22 protein-coding genes are annotated in these 22,661 nt (G+C 64.9%); 1 reads left to right on the top strand and 21 read right to left on the bottom strand.

The features are described from left to right. Positions 1 to 50: 50 nt before the first annotated feature. Together GO608_RS09720 and GO608_RS09715 are read right to left on the bottom strand one after the other, a co-directional pair. A complete protein-coding gene (locus GO608_RS09720) occupies positions 51 to 1,904 on the bottom strand; it encodes a feruloyl-CoA synthase (protein WP_169198889.1) in 1,854 nt (617 codons plus the stop codon). Positions 1,905 to 1,921: 17 nt separating this feature from the next. Further along, complete coding sequence (locus GO608_RS09715) at positions 1,922 to 3,064, bottom strand: ABC transporter substrate-binding protein (protein WP_169198888.1); 1,143 nt, start codon at positions 3,062 to 3,064, stop codon at positions 1,922 to 1,924. Between the two features lie 276 nt (positions 3,065 to 3,340). Between GO608_RS09715 and GO608_RS09710 the strand changes: the two genes are divergently transcribed. Continuing rightward, a complete protein-coding gene (locus GO608_RS09710; protein ID WP_169198887.1) occupies positions 3,341 to 4,237 on the top strand; it encodes a TetR/AcrR family transcriptional regulator in 897 nt (298 codons plus the stop codon). 43 nt (positions 4,238 to 4,280) lie between these two features. On the opposite strand, the gene GO608_RS09705 is transcribed toward GO608_RS09710, so the two are convergent. The 19 genes from GO608_RS09705 to GO608_RS09615 form a co-directional block, all read right to left on the bottom strand. Further along, positions 4,281 to 5,639: an MFS transporter gene (locus GO608_RS09705; RefSeq protein WP_169198886.1), complete on the bottom strand. Its 1,359-nt coding sequence runs from the start codon at positions 5,637 to 5,639 to the stop codon at positions 4,281 to 4,283. A 101-nt stretch (positions 5,640 to 5,740) separates the two neighbouring features. After that, positions 5,741 to 6,457, bottom strand: coding sequence for an ABC transporter ATP-binding protein (locus GO608_RS09700; protein WP_169198885.1), 717 nt, complete (start codon positions 6,455 to 6,457; stop codon positions 5,741 to 5,743). Further along, positions 6,450 to 7,211, bottom strand: a complete 762-nt coding sequence (locus GO608_RS09695; protein WP_169198884.1) for an ABC transporter ATP-binding protein — start codon at positions 7,209 to 7,211, stop codon at positions 6,450 to 6,452. The genes GO608_RS09700 and GO608_RS09695 overlap by 8 nt, the downstream gene beginning before the upstream one ends. Next, positions 7,204 to 8,178 carry a branched-chain amino acid ABC transporter permease gene (locus tag GO608_RS09690; RefSeq protein WP_211159424.1) on the bottom strand — a complete coding sequence of 325 codons (975 nt, stop codon included), beginning with the start codon at positions 8,176 to 8,178 and terminating at the stop codon, positions 7,204 to 7,206. Before GO608_RS09690 ends, GO608_RS09695 begins: the two co-directional genes overlap by 8 nt. A gap of 2 nt (positions 8,179 to 8,180) precedes the next feature. Next, the gene (locus tag GO608_RS09685) at positions 8,181 to 9,047 is read right to left on the bottom strand and encodes a branched-chain amino acid ABC transporter permease (RefSeq protein WP_169198883.1); all 867 of its coding nucleotides are present in this window, start codon (positions 9,045 to 9,047) and stop codon (positions 8,181 to 8,183) included. A 91-nt stretch (positions 9,048 to 9,138) separates the two neighbouring features. Beyond that, a complete protein-coding gene (locus GO608_RS09680) occupies positions 9,139 to 10,326 on the bottom strand; it encodes an ABC transporter substrate-binding protein (protein WP_169198882.1) in 1,188 nt (395 codons plus the stop codon). Positions 10,327 to 10,387: 61 nt separating this feature from the next. Next, complete coding sequence (locus GO608_RS09675; RefSeq protein WP_169198881.1) at positions 10,388 to 11,989, bottom strand: benzoate-CoA ligase family protein; 1,602 nt, start codon at positions 11,987 to 11,989, stop codon at positions 10,388 to 10,390. Between the two features lie 116 nt (positions 11,990 to 12,105). Continuing rightward, on the bottom strand, positions 12,106 to 12,852 hold the full coding sequence (locus GO608_RS09670) for an SDR family NAD(P)-dependent oxidoreductase (RefSeq protein ID WP_169198880.1): 747 nt from the start codon (positions 12,850 to 12,852) through the stop codon (positions 12,106 to 12,108). A gap of 139 nt (positions 12,853 to 12,991) precedes the next feature. After that, positions 12,992 to 14,122, bottom strand: coding sequence for a 6-oxocyclohex-1-ene-1-carbonyl-CoA hydratase (gene oah / locus GO608_RS09665; protein ID WP_169198879.1), 1,131 nt, complete (start codon positions 14,120 to 14,122; stop codon positions 12,992 to 12,994). A gap of 35 nt (positions 14,123 to 14,157) precedes the next feature. Next, positions 14,158 to 15,225, bottom strand: coding sequence for a 6-hydroxycyclohex-1-ene-1-carbonyl-CoA dehydrogenase (gene had / locus GO608_RS09660; RefSeq protein WP_169198878.1), 1,068 nt, complete (start codon positions 15,223 to 15,225; stop codon positions 14,158 to 14,160). A 43-nt stretch (positions 15,226 to 15,268) separates the two neighbouring features. Beyond that, positions 15,269 to 16,048, bottom strand: coding sequence for an enoyl-CoA hydratase/isomerase family protein (locus GO608_RS09655; RefSeq protein ID WP_169198877.1), 780 nt, complete (start codon positions 16,046 to 16,048; stop codon positions 15,269 to 15,271). Positions 16,049 to 16,096: 48 nt separating this feature from the next. Continuing rightward, positions 16,097 to 16,279: a hypothetical protein gene (locus GO608_RS09650; RefSeq protein WP_041646458.1), complete on the bottom strand. Its 183-nt coding sequence runs from the start codon at positions 16,277 to 16,279 to the stop codon at positions 16,097 to 16,099. A gap of 11 nt (positions 16,280 to 16,290) precedes the next feature. Then, positions 16,291 to 18,840 (bottom strand): FAD-dependent oxidoreductase, encoded by a 2,550-nt coding sequence (locus GO608_RS09645; protein WP_247002983.1) that lies wholly within the window; start codon positions 18,838 to 18,840, stop codon positions 16,291 to 16,293. A 150-nt stretch (positions 18,841 to 18,990) separates the two neighbouring features. Beyond that, a complete protein-coding gene (locus tag GO608_RS09640) occupies positions 18,991 to 19,629 on the bottom strand; it encodes a PHP domain-containing protein (protein WP_169198876.1) in 639 nt (212 codons plus the stop codon). A gap of 26 nt (positions 19,630 to 19,655) precedes the next feature. Then, positions 19,656 to 20,108, bottom strand: a complete 453-nt coding sequence (locus GO608_RS09635) for a GNAT family N-acetyltransferase (RefSeq protein ID WP_169198875.1) — start codon at positions 20,106 to 20,108, stop codon at positions 19,656 to 19,658. Between the two features lie 54 nt (positions 20,109 to 20,162). Next, on the bottom strand, positions 20,163 to 20,459 hold the full coding sequence (locus GO608_RS09630; RefSeq protein WP_236255353.1) for a hypothetical protein: 297 nt from the start codon (positions 20,457 to 20,459) through the stop codon (positions 20,163 to 20,165). A gap of 40 nt (positions 20,460 to 20,499) precedes the next feature. Continuing rightward, complete coding sequence (locus GO608_RS09625; RefSeq protein ID WP_169198874.1) at positions 20,500 to 20,784, bottom strand: ferredoxin; 285 nt, start codon at positions 20,782 to 20,784, stop codon at positions 20,500 to 20,502. 109 nt (positions 20,785 to 20,893) lie between these two features. Then, positions 20,894 to 21,811, bottom strand: coding sequence for a benzoyl-CoA reductase, bzd-type, subunit Q (bzdQ, locus tag GO608_RS09620; RefSeq protein ID WP_169198873.1), 918 nt, complete (start codon positions 21,809 to 21,811; stop codon positions 20,894 to 20,896). A 34-nt stretch (positions 21,812 to 21,845) separates the two neighbouring features. Continuing rightward, on the bottom strand, positions 21,846 to 22,655 hold the full coding sequence (locus tag GO608_RS09615; RefSeq protein ID WP_169198872.1) for an acyl-CoA dehydratase activase: 810 nt from the start codon (positions 22,653 to 22,655) through the stop codon (positions 21,846 to 21,848). Between the last annotated feature and the right edge of the window lie 6 nt (positions 22,656 to 22,661).

Raw genomic sequence — 22,661 nt, 5'->3', positions numbered from 1 at the left:
CAAAATGATCCTTTCGTGATTCATGCCGAAGTTCTCCGGTCGGCGTCCGGCTACACGGTGACGACGGACTTGTCCGGCATCGCCGCGTACAGGGATTCGACGAGGTCGTGGCGCCGGGTCAGCACCGCGCGCTGGTTGATGTAGCCTTTGTCAGTGATCTCGCCGGCTTCGACCGATGGCGGCTCGGCCATCAGCAGCGCGCGCGTCGGGCACGTGGACGAGCCGCCGCCGGCCTGCATCATCGCGGCCATGCCGAGACGCACGCGGGCGAGCACCGCCGGGTTCGACAGCACCTGCTCGACCGGCGCATCGGCAGGCAGTCCCGGGCACAGCGAACGGCATTCGGGGATGTTCGGGAACACCAGGAAGCCGATGTCGTCGCGGTCATGCCCGGTGACGACGATGTCCTGCGCGACCGGCTTGAGCGCGTCGATGCCTTTCACGCGCAGCGCTCCGACATGCACCCACGTGCCGGTCAGCAGCTTGAAGTCCTCACCGACGCGCCCGTCGAACAGCAGGCCCTGTTCGGGACGGGCCGGATCGACGAACTCGACCGCGTCGCCGATCAGGTAGAAACCTTCGTCGTCGAAAGATTTCGCCGTCAGCTCGGGCTGCTTCCAGTAGCCGGGGAACACATTCGGCCCCCTGACGCGCACTTCGAGCTTGTCGGCCGAAGGCACCAGCTTCAGTTCCGTGCCGGGCACCGGCACGCCGATGACGCCCGAGCGCACCGCCTGGAAATGGCAGTCGGTCGCGAGCGGCGAAGTCTCGGTCGAGCCCCACGACGAAACCATCGTGACGCGGCGGCCGGTCGCTTCCTCGGACAGGTTCTCCAGCTCGGACCACAGGTGCTGCGGCAGCGCCGCGCCGGCGTAGAAGATCAGTTTCAGGCGCTTGAAGAAGCTGTCGCGCAGCACCTTGTCGCGACGCAGCACCGGCACCAGCATGTCGAACGCGCGCGGCACGCTGAAGTAGATCGTCGGCGAGACGTCGCGCAGGTTGCGCAGCGTCCTGTCGAGCAGCGCCGGGGTCGGCTTGCCGTCGTCGAGATACATGCTGCCGCCGAAGCGCAGCACCATGTTGAAGTTGTGGTTGCTGCCGAAAGTGTGGCTCCATGGCAGCCATTCCATCAGCAGCGGCGGCTCGTCGACTAGGAAAGGCCACACCAGCTCCTTCGCGAGTTGGCTCGCGCACAGCATGCGCTGAGTGTTGATGACCGCTTTCGGCGTGCCGACCGAGCCGGACGTGAACAGGAACTTCGCGATGGTGTCCGGCGTGAGGCGCGCGTATGCGCCCATCACTGCCGCCTCGTCGCTGTCCGCCTCGATATCGGCGAATGGCATGCAGCCGGCAGTCGGTTCGCTGCCGCCTCCGGCGACGATGACGCCGTCGTGCAGTGGTCCGATCGCCTCGATCGCCGCCGCGAACCTGCCGACCGGATCGGCATAGATGACGCCCGGCCGCAACAGCTCGATGTTCGCCTTCAGCTTGGCGAAGTCCTTCGACATCAGCGAGTTGCCCGACGAGATCGCGCACGACGGCACGCCGATGTGCATCGCCGCGAGCATCAGCAGCGCATGCTCGATCGAGTTGTCGGAGAGGATCGCCACCGGCCGCTCGGCCGACAGGTTCTGGCCGAGCAGCCAAGTCGCGATCGCGACGACGCGCCGGCGCGCTTCGCCATAGCTGACGCGGTCCCACTCGCCGGCCGCGTTGCGCTCGGCGAGGAACAGGCGCTCGGGAGTGTTGCGCGCCCAGCATTCGAGCCACTCGCCGACGCAGCGCGCGTAGCTGTCCGGCAGCGGAATTCCGGAACGCAGGATGCGGCTGCCATCGGGGCGTGCCTCGACGTTCACGACCGGCCGGGCGAACATCGCGTCGATATCGGATATCACGGTGCTCATGGGATTTTCCGTTGGGGTTACTGCGGGATCATCTTGTACGCACCGCTCTCGATCTTCACGAGCACGTGCGAGCGCGCATCGAGACCGAAGTGGTCGGCCGCGCTCATGTTGAACACGCCATGACTGCCGACAACCTCCTTGTTCGACTCGATCGCGTCCCGCAGCGCCGCGCGGAACTGCGGCGTTCCCGGCTTCGCGGCCTTCAGCGCGACCGGGATCGCCTGTTCGATGAGGCGGAACGCATCGAACGCGTGACCCGCGAACGACGAGAACGAGCCTGCGCCGTACGCGGCTTCATATTTGCGCACGAGCTCGCGCCCGGCCATCTTCGAGGGGTGGGCGTCCGGCACCTGGTCGACGACGACGACGGGGCCGACCGGCATGATCGCGCCTTCGGCGGCCTTGCCCGCAACCTTCAGGAAAGCTTGGTTCGCGGCCGCGTGGGTCTGGTAGATCTGGCCTTTGTACCCGCGCTCGCCGAGCGTCGTCTGCGGCAGCGCCGCGGGGCTTCCGGAGCCAACCACCAGCACCGCGTCGGGCCGCGCCGCGACCAGCTTCAACACCTGCCCGCTGACCGACGTGTCGGCGCGCGCGTAGCGCTCGACCGCGACCATCTTGATGCCCGCCGCTTCGGCGCGGCTCTTCACGGCGCCGAGCCAGTCTTCGCCGTAGGCGTCCGAAAAGCCGATGAAGCCGAGCGTCTTGACGCCCGTCGCCTTCATGTGAGCGAGCAGCGCATCGGCCATCACGCTGTTCTGCTGCGGCGTACGGAACACCCATTTGTTGCGGTCCTCGGGCAGCGACACCGGGCTGATCGCGACCTGCGGCGTCCCGCTCTCTGTTGCGACTTCAGCCATCGCCGCAGTGGCCGGCGTCGTCGACGAGCCGACCAGCACGTCGACGCTGCTTTCCGTGACCAGCTTGCGCGCATTCTTCGTCGCGATCGACGGATCGGTCGCGTCGTCGAGCACGATGTAATGGATTTTTTCCCCCGCGATCTGCGTCGGCAGCAGCGCGAAGACGTTTTTCTCCGGAATGCCGAGCGACGCACCGGGGCCGGTCGCCGACAGTGAAACCCCGACCGTTATATCCGCGACAGCGGGTTGAACAAACGACAGCGACGCGAACGAGCACAGGACTGCGAGCTTCTTGACTTGCATGGTCACTCCTCTGGTTCTGACTCCGGATTTCCCCGGGTCAATCGAACGGCGGCTGGACCGCTCTGGGTATCGCGCCGAAAGATGTCGGCGTGTCGCAAAGTTAGCAATGCTGAACGATCTTGTCAAACACTTGTTCAAGTAGTTTGTTAGTGAGTGTCGCAAGACAGACGGAACGCAGCACGCGACGATTCGACGCCGTGCAGGCAGACGTTATGCGGGCGCGTTTCCGGTCATTGCTCGCTATCATTGCGACCCCGACGCACTGCAGGATTTTGGATGGCCCCGAAAACGACTTCCGACGACAACTCGCCTGCGCTCGACACCGAGCAGGCGGTACTGCGGCTCGCGCGTGAGGAGCCCGAGCTCGGGCAGGCTGCGGTCGCGGAGCGGCTGCGGCGATCGGGAGTGCGGATTTCAGCGTCTGGCGTGCGCTACTTGTGGCAGAAGCACGGGTTGGAGACGGCGGCAAAGCGCCTGCAGGCACTGATACGCGATTCGGATCGGGGGCTCGCCGCGCTGAGCGACAGCCAGCGCCGGCTGCTCGAGCGCGCGACGTTGAGCGCGCAAGCGGCGCGGGGACCGTCGGGGGGTAAAGCCGGGCCGCTCGACGAGCCGCTGGACCGGCGACAGGTGATCCTCAACGCAGCGGCCGAACTGTTTTCCGAACAGGGCTACGACCGTGCCTCGATCCGCGACATCGCGAACAAGGCCGGACTGCTCGCCGGATCGGTCTATCACCACTTCGCGTCGAAGGACGAGCTGTATCTGGCAGTGCACCGCGAAGGTTTCCGCGATGTCATGGAAGCGGTGCAGCGCGCGGTCGACAGCGCGAGCGACCCGTGGGAGCGCCTCACGCGCGCGTGCCAAGTGCATGTGTATCTGATCGTCGGCGGCTCGCCGGTGCACCGCGTGACGGGCCACAGCCTGGCGCTGATCGGCCACGACGCGCTGCTGGCGAAGATCCGGCCGGTGCGCGACGACTACGAGGATCTGTACCGCGGGCTCATCGACGCCCTGCCCGTCGCGCCGGGCACCGACCGCTCGCTGCTGCGGCTGACGCTGCTCGGCGCGATGAACTGGGTATACCTGTGGTACCGCGAGGGGCAGCGGTCGCCGCAGGAAATCGCGGCGACGATGGTGAACATGCTGCGCTGGGGCACCAGCCCGCGATAACGGGCGCACCCCGCGCGCCGCGCGAACGCGGCGCGCGGCCGACTCAGTCGGAAATGGCGCCTGCCTCCGCGGCGAACGGCAACGGCAGCTCTTCGGTCGGAGCGTGGGCCGCGCTGCGCGCGACCAGCGACACCGCGAACGCCGCGATCGCGCCGGGGATCGCGAAGAACATGAAGTTGTACTCCAAAGGCATCGCCATGCCGAGCAGCGTCCCGCCGAGGATCGGCCCGACGATCGCGCCGCTGCGCCCGACACCCGACGCCCAGCCGATGCCGGTCGAGCGGATCGCCATCGGGTAGAACTGCGCCACGTACGCATAGAGCAGGATCTGCGATCCGATCGTCGTCGCGCCGGCCGCAGCCACCAGCAGGTAGAGCACGGCAGTCGGGCTCTTGAAGCCGAGCAGGCTGATCGAGAACGCGGCGATGACGAAAAACACCATCAGCACGGTCTTCAGGTGCAGCCGGTCTGCGATGAAGCCGCCGCCGATGGCGCCGAAAATCGCCCCGAAATTGAGCACCAGCAGGAACGACAGGCTCGAGCCGAGTCCGTATCCCGCCTGGGTCATCAGCTTCGGCAGCCAGGACGCGAGCGCATACACCATCAGCAGGCACATGAAGAACGCCAGCCAGAACATCAGCGTGCTCAGCGCGCGCCCGTTCTTGAACAGCGCGACCAGCGACACGTGGGACGTCTTGCCGGTCGGCATCTCGTAGCGGTCGCCGATCCGCGGCGCGAAGTTCGGCTCGACCCTTCCGAGCAGCACGCCCGCTTCGGCATCGCGCTTCGCATGCAGCAGGAAGCCGATCGACTCCGGCAGCGCGTAGAGGATCACCGGCAGCAGCAGCAGCGGAACCCCGGCGACGAAGAACACCGATGGCCAGCCGAAATTCGGGATCAGGTACATGCCGAGGCCGGCCGACAACATGCCGCCCACCGAATAGCCGCTGAACATGATCGCGACCAGCGTCGTGCGCAGCTTTTTCGGTGAATATTCGGTCATCAGCGCGACGACGTTCGGCATCACCCCGCCGATGCCCAGCCCGGCGATGAAGCGACAGATCGCGAACTCGGTCGGTGTCGTCGCAAAGCCGTTTATGAACGTGAAGAAACTGAACAGCACGACGCAGATCGCGATCACTCGCTTGCGCCCGAACCGGTCGGACAACGGACCGAAGATCAGCGCCCCGAACATCATCCCGAACAGCGCGTAGCTGCCTAACGTGCCGGCCTGCAGCGGCGTCAGGTCCCACTCTTTCATCAGCACCGGCAGCACGACGCCATAGATCACCAGGTCGTAGCCGTCAAAAATGATGATCAGCGCACACCAGAACAGCACCTGCCAGTGAAAGCGGTTGAATTTCGCCTTGTCGATCAACTCGTGTACGTCGATTTTCCGCATTGCCTGTCTCCTGTTGGTTAAATCCTGTGCCACGCCGCTTCATGAAGTGTCGGCGGGATCACTATCGAATTGACCGCACGGCGCGCGCCGTGCGGTTTGCGTCAGCCTGCGCCGAGATGCTTCTGCAGGAGTTCGGGCTGCGCGCGCAGCTCCGCGCTCGAGCCTTCGAACGCGACCTTGCCTTTGACGAGGATGACGTTGCGATCCGAGATCGAGGTCACCGCCGCATGGTTCTTGTCGATGACGATCGTCGCGATGCCGGTCGCGCGGATCTGGCGGACGATGTACCAGATCTCTTTCGCGATCAGCGGCGCCAGGCCTTCGGTCGCCTCGTCGAGGATCAGCACGTCCGGGTTCGTCATCAGCGCCCGACCGATCGTCAGCATCTGCTGCTCCCCTCCGGAGAGCTGCCCGCCACCGTTCGTCAGCCGTTCGCCCAGTCGCGGAAAAGTCTCCAGCACCCGCTCGTACGTCCAGTCCCGGCGTCCGTCGATGCCCGGCTTGGCGGCCATCAGCAGGTTTTCGCGCACCGAAAGGTTCGGGAAAATGCCCCGCCCTTCCGGCACGTAGGCGATGCCCTTGCGCGCGATCAGATACGGCGCCGAACCGGTCATCGTCTTGCCGCGCACCGCAACGCGCCCGTGCCGCGGACGAACGTGGCCGAGCATGCTGCGGATCAGCGTCGTCTTGCCCATGCCGTTGCGGCCCATCAGCCCGATCGTCTCGCCGCGGCGCACGACGAAATCGATGCCGTGCAGGATGTGGCTGCTACCGTAGAAGGAATGAAGGCCTTCCGCTTCCAGCAAGGTTTCACTCATCGTCGGGTTCTCCTCCGCCCAGATAGGCTTCCTGCACCGCGAGGCTCGAGCGGATCTGATCCGGCGGCCCGCTCTCGAGCACCTGCCCGGTCACCATCACGGTAATGACGTCCGCGACCGCGAACACCGCGTCCATATCGTGCTCGACGAGCAGGATCGCGTGATCGGCCGAGAGCTTCTGCAGCAGCGAGACCATCAGCTGCGACTCCTCCGAGCCCATGCCGGCGAGCGGCTCGTCGAGCAGCAGCACCGACGGCGCGGTCGCGAGCACCATCGCGATCTCGAGCTGGCGCTGCTCGCCGTGGCTCAGCGTCGCGGCGACGACGTCGCGTCGCGCCGCCAGTCCGGCCTGCTCGAGCGCACGATCGGCCGCGCTGCGCAGGTCGTCGTAGTTCTGAGCCCGCGAGAACACATGCAATGCACGCGGCGCGCGCGACTGCGCCGCGAGCCGGCAGTTTTCGAATGCCGTGAACGCCGGGAAGATGTTCGTGCGCTGATAGCTGCGGCCGATCCCGGCGCGCGAGCGCCGGTCCGGGCTCCAGCCCGAAATATCCTGCCCGCGATAGAGAATCTGCCCTCCCGACGGCGGCAGATCGCCCGACAGCAGGTTGATCAGCGTCGATTTCCCGGCGCCGTTCGGTCCCAGCACCGCGTGCAGCTCACCGCGATGCATGTCGAGCGACACGTCCTTGTTCGCGGCCAGCCCGCCGAACTGGCGCGACAGGCCGCGCGCGGCCAGTACCAATTCACCCATTCGAGCCACCTCCCACGAGCAGGCGGCGCACCCGCTGCGTCAGGCTCGACAGCCCGCCCGGCAGCAGCATCACCACCAGCACGATCACCGTGCCCATCAGGAACTGCCAGTGCTTGGTCAGCGCCGAGAACACTTCCTGCAGCACGACGAACGCGAACGCGCCGATCGCCGCACCGTTGAGGGTGCCCATGCCGCCCAGGATCACCATCAGCAGCACGTTGCCCGACTGGTGCCACGACAGGATCTCCGGCGTCACGAAGCCGAACTGGCACGCCGAGAGGAACCCGGCCACGCCGGCCAGTGCGCCTGCGATGACGAAACCGGCGAGCTTGTACAGGAACACCGGGAAGCCCAGCGACAGCATGCGGTGTTCGTTGCTCTTGATTCCGGCAAGCGCATGCCCGAGCGGCGAGCGCAGCAGGATGCGCAGGAACACGTACGTCGCGACCAGCAGCAGCAGCACGACGTAGTAGAAGTGCGCGGCGTTGCCGAGGTCGAGCAGTTGCGTCTCGCCGATCCGCAGTTCCGGCTTGAAGTTGATGAACACGCCGTCCGACCCGCCGCCGAGCGGAGAGTCGTGGAACACGAAGTAGATCATCTGGGCGAACGCGAGCGTCACCATGATGAAATAGATCCCCTTCGTCCGCAGCACGAACAGCCCGATGACGAACGCGGCGACTGCCGCTGCGAGCACCGCGGCCGGCAGCACGAGCCACAGGCTGGACGGGTCGTACTGCGGCGACACCAGCACGACCGCATAGGCGGCGATGCCGAAGAACGCGGCGTGGCCGAAGCTGACGAGGCCGGTGAAACCGACCAGCAGGTCGAGGCTCATGGCGAAGATCGCCATGATCATGATCTTCGTCAGCAGCTCGCTGTAGTAGTCCGAGCCGAACAGCGGGAAGATCGACAGCACCAGCAGCGTCGCCAACAGCGCGCCGCGCGGAGTCTTGATGGCTGCAGACATGGTCATATTCTCCGGAAGATGCCTTCAGGGCGCCACAGCAGCACCGCGGCCATCAGCAGATAGACGGTCAGTCCGGCGAAGTCGGGAATGATGACCTTGCCGAACGTGTCGGCGAGGCCGATCAGCAGGGCCGCGACGAACGCTCCCCACACGGAACCGACGCCGCCGATGACGACGACGACGAAACAGATGATCAGCACCTGGTTGCCCATGCCTGGATAGACCGACGACACCGGCGCCGCGAGCATGCCGGCGAACGCGGCGAGCGTGACGCCGAGCGCGAACACGAGGCGGTAGATGAGATCGATGTTGATGCCGAGCGACTGGACCATCTCGCGGTTGCTGCTGCCCGCGCGAATCATCATGCCGAGTCGGGTGTGGCGGATCAGCCAGTACATCAGCACTGCGAGCACGATGCAGACTCCGGACATGAACAGCCGGTATACGGGATAGCTGAGGGTCTCGCTGAGCTGGATCGACGCCGATAGCATCTCGGGAATCCGCACGCCATGGACGTCGTCGCCGACGATCATGCTGCGTATCTCCTCGAACATCAGGATCAGTCCGTAGGTCAGCAACACCTGGTCGAGGTGATCGCGCTTGTAGAGCCGGCTGAACAGTCCCCATTCGAGCAGGAAGCCGATCAGCGCGCTGAGGACGATGCCGAGGAGGATCGCGACGAAGAGATTGCCCGTCGCCGAGGTCAGCGCGAACGCCATGTAGGCGCCCATCATGTAGAAGCTGCCGTGGGCGAGGTTGATGATGCCCATGATGCCGAAAATCAGGGTCAGTCCGCTGGCGACGAGGAACAGCAGCAACCCGTACTGCAACGCATTCAGTAGCTGAATCAGGAAGGTCGTCAAGTCCATGAAGGCTCCAGTCCGGGCCGCCGCGAAGGCGCCCGGATGACGGCGAAGCGAGGGGCCGCGGAGCCGCAGGCGCGGCCCCGCGTGGAGAGGATTACATGCGGCAGCCGCGAGCCGGGTCGGCCAACGCCTTCGCTGCCACCGACACGACCTTGTTTTCCTTCCCCTCGACCTTGCGCAGGTAGATGTCCTGCACCGGGTTGTGGGCCTTCGATAGCGTGAACTTCCCGCGCGGACTGTCGATCGTCGCGGATTCCATGGCCTTGACCAGTTCGTCACGCTTGCCGACGTCGCCCTTGACGGCCGCGAGGCCTGTGGCGAAGAGCTGCGCCGCGTCATAGCCCTGCACCGCATAGACGTCCGGCTGCATCTTGAACGCGGATGCGTAGGCGGCCCGGAACTCCTTGTCCTTCGGGATATCCAGGCCGTCGGCGTAATGCAGCGTCGTCAGCAGGCCCTCGGCGGCCTCGCCCTGCGCCTCGAGCGTGCCGTCGGTGAGGAAGCCCGATCCGTACAGCGGGATCGTGCTCTTGAGTCCTGCCGCCGCGTAGTCCTTGACGAACTTCACCGCGCCGCCACCGGCGAAGAACACGAACACCGCGTCCGGCTTGAGCGCCGCGATTTCGGTCAGGTACGGCTGGAACTCGACGTTCGGGAACGGCAGGTACAGCTCCTTGACAACTTTGCCGCCGGCCTTTTCGAACGCTTCCTTGAAACCCGCCACCGACTGCTCGCCGAACGAATACTTCCAGCTCAACGTGACGACGTTCTTGTGCTTGCGCTCGGCCATCACGTTGCCCATCGCATAGGCCGGCTGCCACGCCGAGAACGACGTGCGGAAGATGTTCGGCGCGCACAGCGGGCCGGTGATCTCGTCGGCGCCGGCGTTCGGCACGATCAGCAAGGCCTTGGCCTCGCGCGCGACGCGCGTCATCGCCAGCGCGACGCCGGAGTGGACCGTGCCGACGAGCACGTCGACGTTGTCGCGCTTGATCAGCTTGTTCGCGTTCTCCGGCGCCTTCGCCGCATCCGACTCGTCGTCGACGGTGAAGTATTCGACCTCGCTCCCGCCGAGCTTGCCCCCGCCCTGCTCGACCGCCAGCTTGAAGCCGTTGGTGATCGCATTGCCGAGCGCCGCATAGGTGCCGGTATAGGGCAGCATCAGCCCGACCCGCACCTTCCTCGCGCCCTGCGCGAACAGCGGCGCAGACGGCAACGCCAGGCCTGCTGCGACCGCGGCGCTGGAGATCAGAAACTGGCGACGATTGACTTCATGACTCATGGCGGGACTCCTCCGGTGGTTGGCCGATCATTCGGCTCGATACGTTTATTGGAACGTGATGTTACACGGAGGACGCGGCGCGCAGCTTGAATCGCTGGATTTTTCCGGTCGCGGTTTTCGGCAGCTCATCGACGAATTCGAGCCAGCGCGGATACTTGTACGGCGCGAGTTTCGATTTCACGTGCAGCTTGAGTTCGTCGCCGAGGCCGGCGGACGGGCGCAGGCCGGGCTTGAGCACGACGAACGCGAGCGGCTTGATCAGGCCGTCGACGTCGGCCTTGCCGACGACTGCAGCTTCGAGCACTGCCTCGTGAGTGATCAGCGCGGACTCGACTTCGATCGGCGAGACGTAGATGCCGCCCACCTTGAGCATGTCGTCGTTGCGGCCCGCGTAGGCGAAATTCCCGTCGGCGTCCTGGCTGTACTTGTCGCCGCTGCGCGTCCACTGCCCCATGAAGGTGTCGCGGCTCTTGCTGCGGTTGTTCCAGTAGAGCGCCGCGCTGGTCGGACCGCGCACCTGCAGTTCGCCGGATTCGCCGGGCGCGACTTGTTCGCCGTCGTCCCCGACGAGGCGAAGCTCATAGCCGGGCACCGGCTTTCCGCTGGTGCCGTAGCGCGCCTCGCCGTGCCGGTTCGACAGGAAGATGTGAAGCATCTCGGTCGAACCGAGGCCGTCGAGGATCTCTACCCCGAAGTGCTCGGTCCAGCGCTTGCCGACTTCGGCCGGCAGGGCTTCGCCCGCGGACGCGCAACGGCGGATCGACACTTCGCTGCGCCCGGGAAGTTCCGGGCTCGCAAGCATCGATGCGTACAGCGTCGGCACGCCGCAATACACGGTCGGCTGGTGCTGGCGCAGCACGCGGGAGACGGACGCAGGCGTCGGGCGCTCGGACATCAGCACTGCCGTCGCGCCCGCCGCCAGCGGGAAAGTCAGGCCGTTGCCCAGACCATAGGCGAAAAACAGCTTGGCGGCGGAGAAGACGACGTCGCTTTCCTGCACCCCGAGGATCGGCCGTGCGTACAGCTCGAACGTGTTGATCAGGCTCGAATGCAGATGGACCGTGCCCTTCGGCGCGCCGGTCGAGCCCGACGAGTAGAGCCAGAAACAGGGATCGTCGGCACACGTCGGCGCGGCTTCGAACGGCGGGCGCGGTGCGGCGACGAGATCGGCAAAATCGAGATGGCTGCCCCTGACGCCTTCATCTCCGCCGGATACGACGACGTTCTTGACGAACGGGCTCTGCTCGATCGCATTCGCGAACGCCGGCAGCAGCAGCGACGACACCACCAGCACGCGGGCGCGGCTGTCGCGCAGCATGTAGCTGTAATCGGACGAGGTCAGCAGCGTGTTGATCGGCACCGGGACGACGCCGGCCTTGATGCAGCCGAGAAACGCCGTCGGAAAATCGACCGTGTCGAGCAGGCATAGCAGCACCCGCTCTTCCATCCGCACGCCCATCTCGCCGAGCGCGTGGGCGAAGCGGTCGACGCGCTCCGCCAGCTGCGCATAGGTGTATTGGCCGGCGTCGTCGATCACCGCGATCTTGTTGCCGCGGCCGGCACGCAGGTTGCGCTCGATCAGATCGTGGGCAGCGTTGTAGTCGCGCGGGATCGTGATGTGCGGGGGGCTCGACGTGTGGTCGGCGGTACTCAGTTCTGGCATGGTCTGTCCTCCAATTCGACTCGATTGACGATTTCTTTCACCGACGCGATCCGAATCCCGCCCAATCGTTTCGACCCGCCGCGTCGATGCCGCGCGTTCGCACGGTGGCGCAGTGGCTAACGGATCGTCATGCCGCCGTCAGCTGCCAGTATTTGTCCGGTCACGTAGCTCGACGCGTCGGAGGCGAAGAACAGGAACACCGGGGCGATCTCTTCCGGCTCGGCCCAACGTCCGAGCGGAATGCGATCGAGATACTTTTCCTTGAAACGCTCGTCGGTGCGGATGGTTTCCGTCATCGGCGTCGCCGCGCCCGGCGCGATCGCGTTGGCCGTGATGTTGTAGCGCGCCAGCTCCTTCGCGGTGCTCTTCGTCATGCCGAGGATGCCCGCCTTCGCGGCGCTGTAGTTGATCTGACCGATCGTGCCCAGCAGGCCAGCCGTCGAGGTGACGTAGATGATGCGGCCGTACTGGCGCTCGATCATGCCGCCGACGACCGCCTGAAGACAGTTGAAGGCGCCAGTCAGATGCACGCCGAGGACCTGCTGCCACTGCTCGGGTGTCATCTTGTTGAGCATCGCGGTGCGCGTGATGCCGGCGTTGTTGACGAGAATGTCGACGCGTCCCCATTTGGCCGTGACCTGCTCGGCCATCGCCAGCACCTGGTCGCGGTTCGACACGTCGCACGCGACGCCGAGCGCCTCGCCGCCGTTCGCGACGATCTCGGCCACAACGGCATTGGCGGCGTCGATGTTCAGATCGATTACCGCCACTTTCGCGCCCTCGCGGGCGTAGGCCCTCGCCACCGTGGCGCCGATGCCCTGCCCGGCGCCGGTGACGATGGCGACTCTGTCCTTCAATTGCATGTCTGCTCCCCTTGTTGCGGACGCGGCTACTGAATTAGGTACAGCCAGGGATTTCGCTCTCTCCCAGGCGAAAAAAAACGGGGTGGGTTAAAGACGGATCACCGTCGCCCCCACCCCGAGAAGGGAGAGACTTTTGACTCTAGGACTGCGGCTTGGCCAGGACCTGCTCGGCGAAGGCGTCGTTGAACGCATGCCCTTCGGCGACGAGCTGGCGGAACTTGATGAAGTCGATGACGTCCTTGCCGGTTGCCTTCTTGTTGTTGAAGGCGGTGAAGCCGAGGTATGCCTCGTGGTTCATGTTCGCGGCGAGCCAGTGACGGTTCGCGAGCTTCATCTGATCCCAGAAGAACTTCTTCTTGCCGCGGATGCCGTCGATCGACTTGATCAGGCACTGCGGGAAGAGGTTCGTGAACTTCCACACCAGCGCATTGACGGCTTCGTCGAGCTTCGCGAAGTCGGTCGTGCATTGCGCGATCAGTTCCTTCGCCGCCTTGGCCTTGTCGGCGGCGACCGGCTCACCGTAGACCAGCTCGCCGTCATCGACATACGCGTCGGTGCGAACCAGCGGGTTGCGCACCCATTCGCCATCTTTCTTCAGCACCGGCACGACCTTGGTGATGAGGTTCTTGGACTTCATCTTGTACGCGCTCCACGGCTCGCACGAGATGCAGTTGTACATCGCGTCTTCCATGTTCAGCATCCACGGCAGGAAGTCGGTCGAGCCGCCGTCCGGCGCGCTGCCGTGCTTCGGGCCGGCTTGACCGAACACCGCCATGTCGGAGGTGACCGTGAGGTCGGTCGCCATGCCGATTTCCTGGCCGCCGCCAACGCGCATGCCGTTCACGCGGCAGATCGTCGGCTTCTTGCAGTTCAGGATGCCGTCGACCATCGCGTTGAACAGATCCATGTACTCGCCGTACTCGTTCGGGCGCTGTGCATAGTAGGACGCGTACTCGGCGGTGTTGCCGCCGGTGCAGAACGCCTTGTCGCCGACGGCGGTAAACACAGCCGCGACGATCGTGCGGTCGGACGACGCACGCTGGAAGCCAGCGATGATCGCCTTCACCATTTCGGTGGTGTAGGAGTTGTACTGCTTCGGGTTGTTCAGAATGATCCACGCTGCGTACAGGCCGGGAACCACGTTGCCCTGCGGATCCGTCACCGGGCGCTTCTCGAACAGGACCGAGGGAGCCTCGGTACCGAAGTGCTCTTCGCCCAGCAGGGCGTGATCCTTGATTTCGTTGTCGCGGGGCAGCCAATCGAGTGCCATGAAATGTCTCCTGTTTTTACAGTTGTCAGCGTGGTTCAGAAATCGGGCGTCAGGATGACGCGTCGCTTGAGTTTGCCGTGGTGCGCCTCGTCGAACACGTGTTCGATCTCGCTCATCGGACGCGTTTCGACGAACGGTCCGAGCTGGATGCGACCGTCGAGGCACATGTCGCGCACGGCGGCATAGCGGTCCGGCGGGCAACCCCAGGTGCCGATGATTTCGGCATCGAAGGCCATCAGCTTCGACAGCATGTAGTTCGTCTCGGCCGTGCCGTAGCCGACGATGACGAGCTTGCCGGTGAAGGACAGCAAGGACAGCGCCAACTCCTGGCCAGGCTTGCTGCCGGTGACCTCGAAGATCTTCCAGCCGTAGTTCGACGGCAGGCCGCGCTCCTTGCAGAACCCCTTGAAGAGCTCCTTCACTTCCTTGGCGCTCTTGTCCTTCGGGTTGATGATGAAATCGGCGCCGAAGCCCTTCATCATCTCGAGCTTTTCTTCGTTGATGTCGATGCCGATGACGGCTTTCGCACCCATGCCTTTCGCAGTCTGCACCATGAAGCTGCCGACGCCGCCCGCCGCACCGACGACGATCACGAGGTCGTCCTTCTTCAGGTCCGCGCGCACGGCAGCCTGGTAGGGCGTCGTGACCGCGTCGGCGACCACCGCGAGATGCTCGAGCGGCGTGTCGCCGCGGTTCTCGACCACGCACAGGTACTTCGACTGCGCGACGATGTGGCTCGAATAGCCGCCATAGATGCCCATCGAGTTGCCCGGCATTTTCTGCGCGAGACAGCGGTTGCCGCGACCGGTCTTGCACAGCTCGCATTCACCGCACGGGATCACGGCAGGGACGATGACTTCCTTGCCGATCATCGAGGCTTCGCCGCCGATGATGGTGCCGGAGATCTCGTGGCCGAGCGACAGCGGCGGCTTCTGCACCGTCGGCACGCCCATGTAGAAATACGACAGGTCGGTGTGGCACACGCCACAGCCGGCGATCTTCACGACGACGTCGCCCGGTCCGAGTTCGGGCATCGGCACGCGCGTCTTTTGCAGCTTGCCCGGCTCGGTCATCTGCCAGGTATCGATGAATTGCGGAATCACGCTTGTCTCCATTAAATCAGTGTCGTTCGATCGATCGCGGCGGTCAGCGGTGACGCCACACCGGCTTGCGCTTTTCGAGGAAGGCGGCGAGACCTTCTTTCGCATCCTCGGTCGCCATCAGTTCGTTCAGATAGATGTTTTCGGCGACATCGAGCGCCTGCCCGAACGGCTTGCCGCTGGTCGCGCGGATCGTCTTGCGCGTGCTCACCAGCGCGGCGCGCGAAAGCGCGAGATACGGCGCGACGAAAGCCTGCACGTCGGCGGCGAAAGTTTCCTTCGCGAAGACGCGGTTCACGAGTCCGATCGCACGGGCTTCCTCGGCCGCGATGTTCTCGCCCCCGAGCAGCAGTTCCATCGCCCGCGCCGGCGGCACCAGGCGCGGCAGCAGCACCGCCGCGATCGGCGGGAACACCGCGAGCTTGATTTCGGGCTGGCCGAACTTGGCATTCGCCGCGGCGACGATCATGTCGCACGCGATCGCCACTTCCATGCCGCCGCCGAGCGCCGCGCCGTTGACCGCGGCGAGCGTCGGCACGGGCAGTTCCTGCAGGCGGCGGAAAATGCCGTGGAACACTTCGATCATCCGGTCGACCTTGTCCGGCGTGTGGTCAGCGACCTCGACACCGGCCGAGAACGCCTTTTCACCGGCGCCGGTGATCATCAGCAGCTTGACGTCAGTCGCGACGAGGCACTGTTCGAGCGCGACGTTGACTTCTTCCATCGTCGGAATGTCGAGCACGTTGAACGGCGGCCGGTTGATCGTCAGCGTCGCCAGGCCATTGGCGACGCTGTAGGTAATGAACTTGAATTGCGCTTGCGTCATGGTGTCTCCCGTTTCCCGTTTTTTCCGGGTCGTGCGGTTGGATCGTGTTCAGTTTTCGTTCTTTACCTGCAGGCGGTACGGGCACACGGCGTCGCAGTCCGCACAGCACACTTCGCCGTCACAGCTGATGTGCCACAAGTCGGCGCCGCAATTCGTGCAGCGGCGTTTGGCCTCCGCCGAGATCGTCGGGCGGAGTTCCTCCGCCGACCAGAAATCGATGACTTGTCCCATGTCGGTGCCGCTCAGAACAGGTCGTCGAGTTCGTCCGAGCCGCCGCCCGGCATCTTGCCGTACTGCTGCAGGTAAGCCTGGATCATCTGGCTTTCGCGCGACGTGAACATCGCCGCTTCCTCGAACACGAAGTTCGTCGCGTCGCCGCCGCGTTCGAGCTGTTCCATCAGCCCTTCGCGCAGGTTCTCGACGCCCTTGATCATCAGCACGTTCTTGTCACCGTCGAGCAGCTGGAACACGCCGGCTTCGGTCGGCACTGCGGCGATCGCCGCGGCGTCGAAAGTCAGCGACGATTCCGGCGGCAGCACCGCTTCGGCGATCTTCGGCGCGAGGTTGCACTTGAAGCAGCGCGCAGCCTCCAGACGGGCAGTCGCGTCGTCGAAGCCGAGTTCGACTTCGTCCCAGCCCGTGCGCTGTTCCGGCGCAAGCATGATCGGGTGGAACTTGCGCGTCGTGTTGAAGCCGTCCTTGCGACCGATCCACGGGTTGGTTTCCCAGCCGTCGCGCAGCAGCACTTCGGAGATGTCGCCATCGCCGCCGAGCGCCTTGTCCATCGCCGAGGCCGCAACCCGGCCTTGAGCGACCGACTCGATCAGCGTCGAAGGTCCGAGCACGCAGTCGCCGCCGGCATAGACCTTGGGCCGGCTCGTCAGCATCGAATCCTCGCGCACCGTGATGCGGCCCTTGCGGTCGGTCTCGACGCCGAAGCCTTCGAAGCGGTTCGGGAACTGGCCGATCGCACCGATCACGAGATCGACGCCTTCGACGATTTCCTCGCCGGTCTCGACCGGGCGACGGCGGCCGGAAGCGTCCGCTTCGCCGAGCGCCATCTTCGCGTACGTGATCTGCAGTCGGAAACCGTTGGTGCCCGGCTCGATCTTCTTCGGCGCGAGCAGGTAGCGGATATTCACGCCTTCCTCGACGCAGCCTTCGAACTCTTCGAGGCGCGCCGGCATTTCCTCGCGGGTGCGGCGATAGACCATGTCGACTTCGGCGCCGTAGCGGCGCGACGAGCGCGCGTTGTCGGTCGCGACGTTGCCGCCGCCGATAACCGCGACCTTCTTGCCGGTCTGGATGCCCTCGGGCGTATTCACGAGGCCCATCGTCACCGCTTTCAGGTAAGTCGGGCTGTCGACGACGCCCGGCAGGTCGTCGCCGGGGATGCCCAGCCTGTCGCCGCCCTGCGCGCCGATGCCGACGAACACCGCCCCATAGCCGTCATTGAAAAGTTCATCGACGTTCTCGACTTTCGCGCCGTAGCGGAACTCGACGCCGAGCGCCGCGACCTCGCTGACTTCGTCGTCGATGACTTCGGCCGGCACGCGGTACGACGGGATGCCGTAGCGCGCCATGCCGCCAGCGGCCGGCTGGGCGTCGAAAACCGTGACCGCGTGACCCTGCTTCGCGAGGTAGTACGCGACGGTCAGGCCTGCCGGCCCGGCGCCGATCACGCCGGCCTTCTTGCCGGTCGCGGGAAGCTTCTTGGCGAATTCGCGCCAGATGCCGGTGTCGTTATCGGCGGCGATGCGCTTGAGGTTGCGGATCGACAGCGGGTCGTCGAGGTCCTTGCGGCGGCAGGCCGACTCGCACATCGCGAAACAGGCGCGGCCCAGGATGCCCGGGAACGGGAGTTTTTCGCGCACCACCGCGATCGCCTCGCCATACTTGCCTTCGGCAGCGAGCTGCACGTAACGCGGCACGTCGATGCCGGCCGGGCACGCGGACTTGCACGGCACCATCGATTCCTCGCGGCGGGCGGGGTCGAGCGTGCGGTCCATCAGCGCACCGGTCGGGCACACGGTCACGCAGGCCTGGCAGAACGTGCAGCCGGATTCGATCAGTGTCGGCGCGATCGTGCCGACATAGGTGCGTTTGCCTTGCGGCGTCTCGACTTCCTTGACTTCGAGGCAGCCGACGCCGCGCACGTCGTTACAGGCGACGAGGCAGCGGCGGCAGTCGATACAGAGGTTGTAGTCGCGGTCGAAGAACGGCTCGTCGAGGACGATCGGCAGCTGCGCGGGCTTGTACGGCGGAGTCGTGTTCGGGATGCCGATGTAGTCGGACACCTTGCGCAGCTCGCAGCTCGAGAAGATCGAACAGCAGCGCGTCTCCTGCGGGTTGCCGTACGAGCACTGCGAGCGCGAACAGCCTTCGCGCTGCGGACAGGTCAGACAGACGTGCGGATGGGGGCCGAGGATCTTGGCGAGGCTCGCCTGGCGCGATTCCTGGATCGCGGGCGACTGGGTCTTGACGACGAGGCCGGCCTTGACCGGCATCGAACAGGCCTTGCGCAGCCCCTCTTCGCCTTCGACCTCGACCATGCACAGGTTGCAGCCGCCGTCTCCGGCGCCACGCTGGCCGGCCGGCGGCAGATCGGGATGCGCGCACAGCGCGGGAATGTAGAGGCCGGCCGCCGTCGCGGCATTGAGGACCGACGCGCCGGCGGGCGCTTCGACCTCGACGCCGTCGATGCTGAACTGCACCGGGGCGCCGAACTCCGGCATATCGACCGGCCGGCTGGCCTTCCACCACCTGATCTCGGATGTCTGTACGGCTTCCATGTCTCTCGTCCCTCTGCTATCGCCGGTTTTCGCTTTCCGGCGTCGTTTTGCGCTGTTCTTGCTCCAGGCTCCGGGTCGGCGGGGCCAGGTTGCGTTCGATTGTGCGGTGGTGCGGTGTTCGCTGCCGGACCATGCCGGGCAGCGTCCGGGCTAGGCTGCGAGTGCTGCCTGCGTGAAACCGGGGAAGTACCCTCCCTGGCACGCTCCGGCACGCACCGCCGCGATGAAACTCTTCATGTCGGTCACCGGCTGCAGGAACTGCGTCGCGCAGCGGCCGACCGCTTCGGTCTTGTGGCAATCGCTGCCGCCGAGCGACGGCAGCGCCATGTGCCGCGCGGCGGAGATCGCCAGTTCGTTGTCGCTCTCGCGGTTGCCGCCGTTGTGCGTCTCGACTGCTGCAAGACCCGTCAGGTCGAGCACGCTTTCGAGCAGGCACGCCCCGACTTCGCGGAACGGATGGGCCGGCACGCAGATGCCGCCGATTTCATTGATGCGCTCGACGACTGCGGCCAGCGGGAGGTAGTTGTCACGCCCCCAGATGTTCCAGCTGTCGTCTTCGACGCCGTAGGCCAGCATGTGGCCGCGGTCCGTCGCAATCTCGACGCCGCGCAGAACCAGCATCCCCTCGTCGCGACCGACCTGCTCGACCGGCTCCGACGCCTCGTACGAGTAATGCTCGGTGATGCAAACCGCATCGAGCCCGAGCTCACGGGCACGCCGGATCAGGTTCACCGGCTCCAGCCAGTTGTCGTACGAGTATTTGGTGTGGCAGTGGCAATCGATCCACATGGGGATGGGCTCCGCGCAGTCGTTTCTCAGACCACCGTGTATTCGAGGTTGATGCGCTTGGAAGGCACGAACTTCTGCCGCGAGAAGAATTTCTCGAGTGCGAAGTCGTCCCAGTTCACCAGCGTGTAGACCTTGCTCACGCCGCCCGCCTTCATGTTCATCATGAACTGCTCGAGCAGCTCGCTTGCAACGCCATGGTTCTGGACGCGCGGGTCGACGCCGATCGTGTCGATCGTCGCGGTGCTTTCCGGAATCCCGAATTCACCGAAATAGATGTCGCCCATGACGAAACCGGCGACCTTGCCGTCGATCTCACAGACGAGCGAGGCATTGATGTTGTGCTTCGGGTTCAGGATCGTTTCGAGCTTGCGCTCGTAGTAATCGCGACGATTCTGCTTCGAAGCCACGGCATCGATCTCGACGATCGCATTCAGGTCGTCCTTGTTCATCACCCGCATTACGCGCTTCTGTTCGGCCATCTGCACTCCTCCTTGGGTATCGCGGCTTCGCGCTGGACGCGCGTCGCACGCCGTTCAGAACAACTCGTCATCCTTCTGCGGCACAGCCGCGCGGCGCGTGTATACCGTGCCGATGATCTTGCCCATTTCCTGGTCGGCGTCGAGGCAGGTGTTGCAGCCGTCGCCTTCGCTCTTGTAAGTCTCGACGTGCACCTCGAAACCCATGCCCCGATAAGCCTCGGCGATCTCCGACAACCGCGGTTCGCCGATCGTCGTCAGTCGCTTCCAACCCTGGCGCAACAGACGGTCTTCGATTTCCTCTTCTTCATTCGCTGAAGCAAGCTTGATCGGGATCATCTTCTTCACGTTCACTGCGGAACCCTCCGTCGTCACGCCTTTCATCTCGTCCGGCCTACCAGGAATGCTTGATCGCGCCCGGGGTACAGGCGGTGATACAGGGCAGGCTGGTGTAGCCACCGGCCGGCTTGCATTCGGCGCAGCTGTAAGCGAGCGTACGCGTGGATTCCTTCTTCACCCATGCCACTTCGTCATCGTAATCATCGGTGATGATTTCGAACATATTCTTCGGGCAGGCGGTCAGACAGGCGCGCGCCGCAGTACAGTCGATGCACTTGTCCGTGTCGATGCTGATGTAATACTCGCCGGAACCGTCCTTGTAGCCGTAGTTCGCGATCATGTCCGTTCTCTCCTGTGAATTGAGTCGTAGGCTGCCGGCCGTCCGGAAAAACCGCCGCGTTCACTCGCGGCGTTTCCCCGAGACGGCCGGCGCTGCTTCAGCCCCGACTTCAGGCGGCTTTCGCCTGCTTCTGCATCAGCGTGTAGCCAAAGAGCGCTGCGCCCAGCGCGCCGGCGATCTGGCTGTCGATCTTGGTCTCGACCTGCTTGATGCCGAGGATGCGCTCGATGCGCTTCACGACACCCGGGTTCTTCGCGATGCCGCCGGTGATGAAGAAGCCTTCCTCGACGCCGATGCGCTCGAGCAAGCTCACGACGCGCTCGGCCATCGCCTGGCAGTAGGCCGCGATCACCTTGTTCTTGGTGTAGCCGGCTTTCAAGAGACCCAGCGCTTCGGACTTGGCGAACACGACGCAGATCGACGATACCGCTTCCGGCTCGACATCGACGTCGAACGAGCGCGGGCCCAGTTCGGCGATCGGGATCTGCATCAGGTCGGAGATGACTTCCATGCCGCGCCCGGTACCGGCCGCGCACTTGTCGTTCATCAGGAAGTTCGTGACCTTGCCTTTCTCGTCGCAGTGGATCGCCTTGCAGTCCTGCCCGCCCATGTCGAGAATCGTGCGCACCTTGTTGCCGCCCATGTAGTTGGCGCCGCGAGCGTGGCACGCGATCTCGGTGATCGCCTTGTGGGCGAACGGCACGTTCACCCGGCCGTAGCCGGTGCCGACGACATAGTTGATGTCCTCGAGCTTCATGCCGATCTTGTCCATGATGCCCTGCAGCGCGTTCCGCGCCGAGTCCGGCGAGTTGTTGCCGGTGCGCATGCTGTTGTAGCCGTACAGCTCGCCGTCACAGACCAGCACCGCCTGCGAGGACACCGAACCGACGTCGATGCCGCAGGTGATGATCTTCGCGTCGCGCCAGTCCTTGTTCTCGTCCCAGACGGTGTTTTCCTGCCAACGCCAGAATTCCTTCTTCTCGGGGGCCGCTTCTGCCACCGATGCCGCAGCAACTTCTGCATTCATTTTGATCGCTCCTTTATCCGTGTCGTTTGGCGGTTCAGTGCTGGCGCTCGGCCGCAATCAGCGCGCAACCCAAAGCGCTGACGAATTCGGGCAACTCGGGCAGCAGCACCTGATCGACGTCCATCGCGTTCTTGAGCGACTGGACGAAGCCGGGGTTGTGCACCATGCCGCCGATCAGCACGACGTTGCCTTCGATGCCGACGCGGCGCACCATCGCGCACACCCGGCTCGCCACCGCGTCGAGCACCGCCTTGGCGATGTCTTCCTTCGGCGTCGCCGAGTGGATCAGCGACACCACTTCGGATTCCGCGAACACCGTGCATTGCGCGTTCATCGGGATCGACTTGTCCGAGCGCAGGCTCGCTTCGCCGAATTCCTTGAGCGTGAGCTGCAGCGCGCGGCTCATCGCCTCGGCGAACGAACCCGCCCCGGCGGCGCACTTCTCGTTGCCGGCGAAGTCGATCGCCTTGCCGTCCGAGTCGGTCTTGATGCCGCGACCTTCCTCGGCACCGACGTCGACCACGGTGCGCGCCTGCGGGTACATGTACACCGCGCCGCGAGCACCCGCGGTCATCTCGGTGACGCCTTCGGTCGCGAACTCGACCTGCTTGCGCCCGGCGCCGGTCGCGAACACCGACTTCACCTGGTCACGCGACACGCCGGCCGCGGCCAGCGCTTCGGTGAAAGCCTTCTCGGCCGCCTGGTCGGCGTCGATGTCGCCCGGCATCATCAGGTGCGCTTTCTTGACCGCGTAGTTCAGTTGCGGCGCGCCATCCACCTTGATCTCTTCGAGCAGCACCACCTTGACGCTGCGCGAGCCCATGTCGATTCCTGCGGTAATCATTCTTCG

This window comes from Aromatoleum buckelii, assembly GCF_012910785.2.
In the GTDB taxonomy this organism is placed as follows: Bacteria; Pseudomonadota; Gammaproteobacteria; order Burkholderiales; family Rhodocyclaceae; genus Aromatoleum; species Aromatoleum buckelii.
The sequence above is the reverse complement of the archived record's forward strand: the minus strand, read 5'-3'. Positions and strand labels throughout refer to the sequence as shown.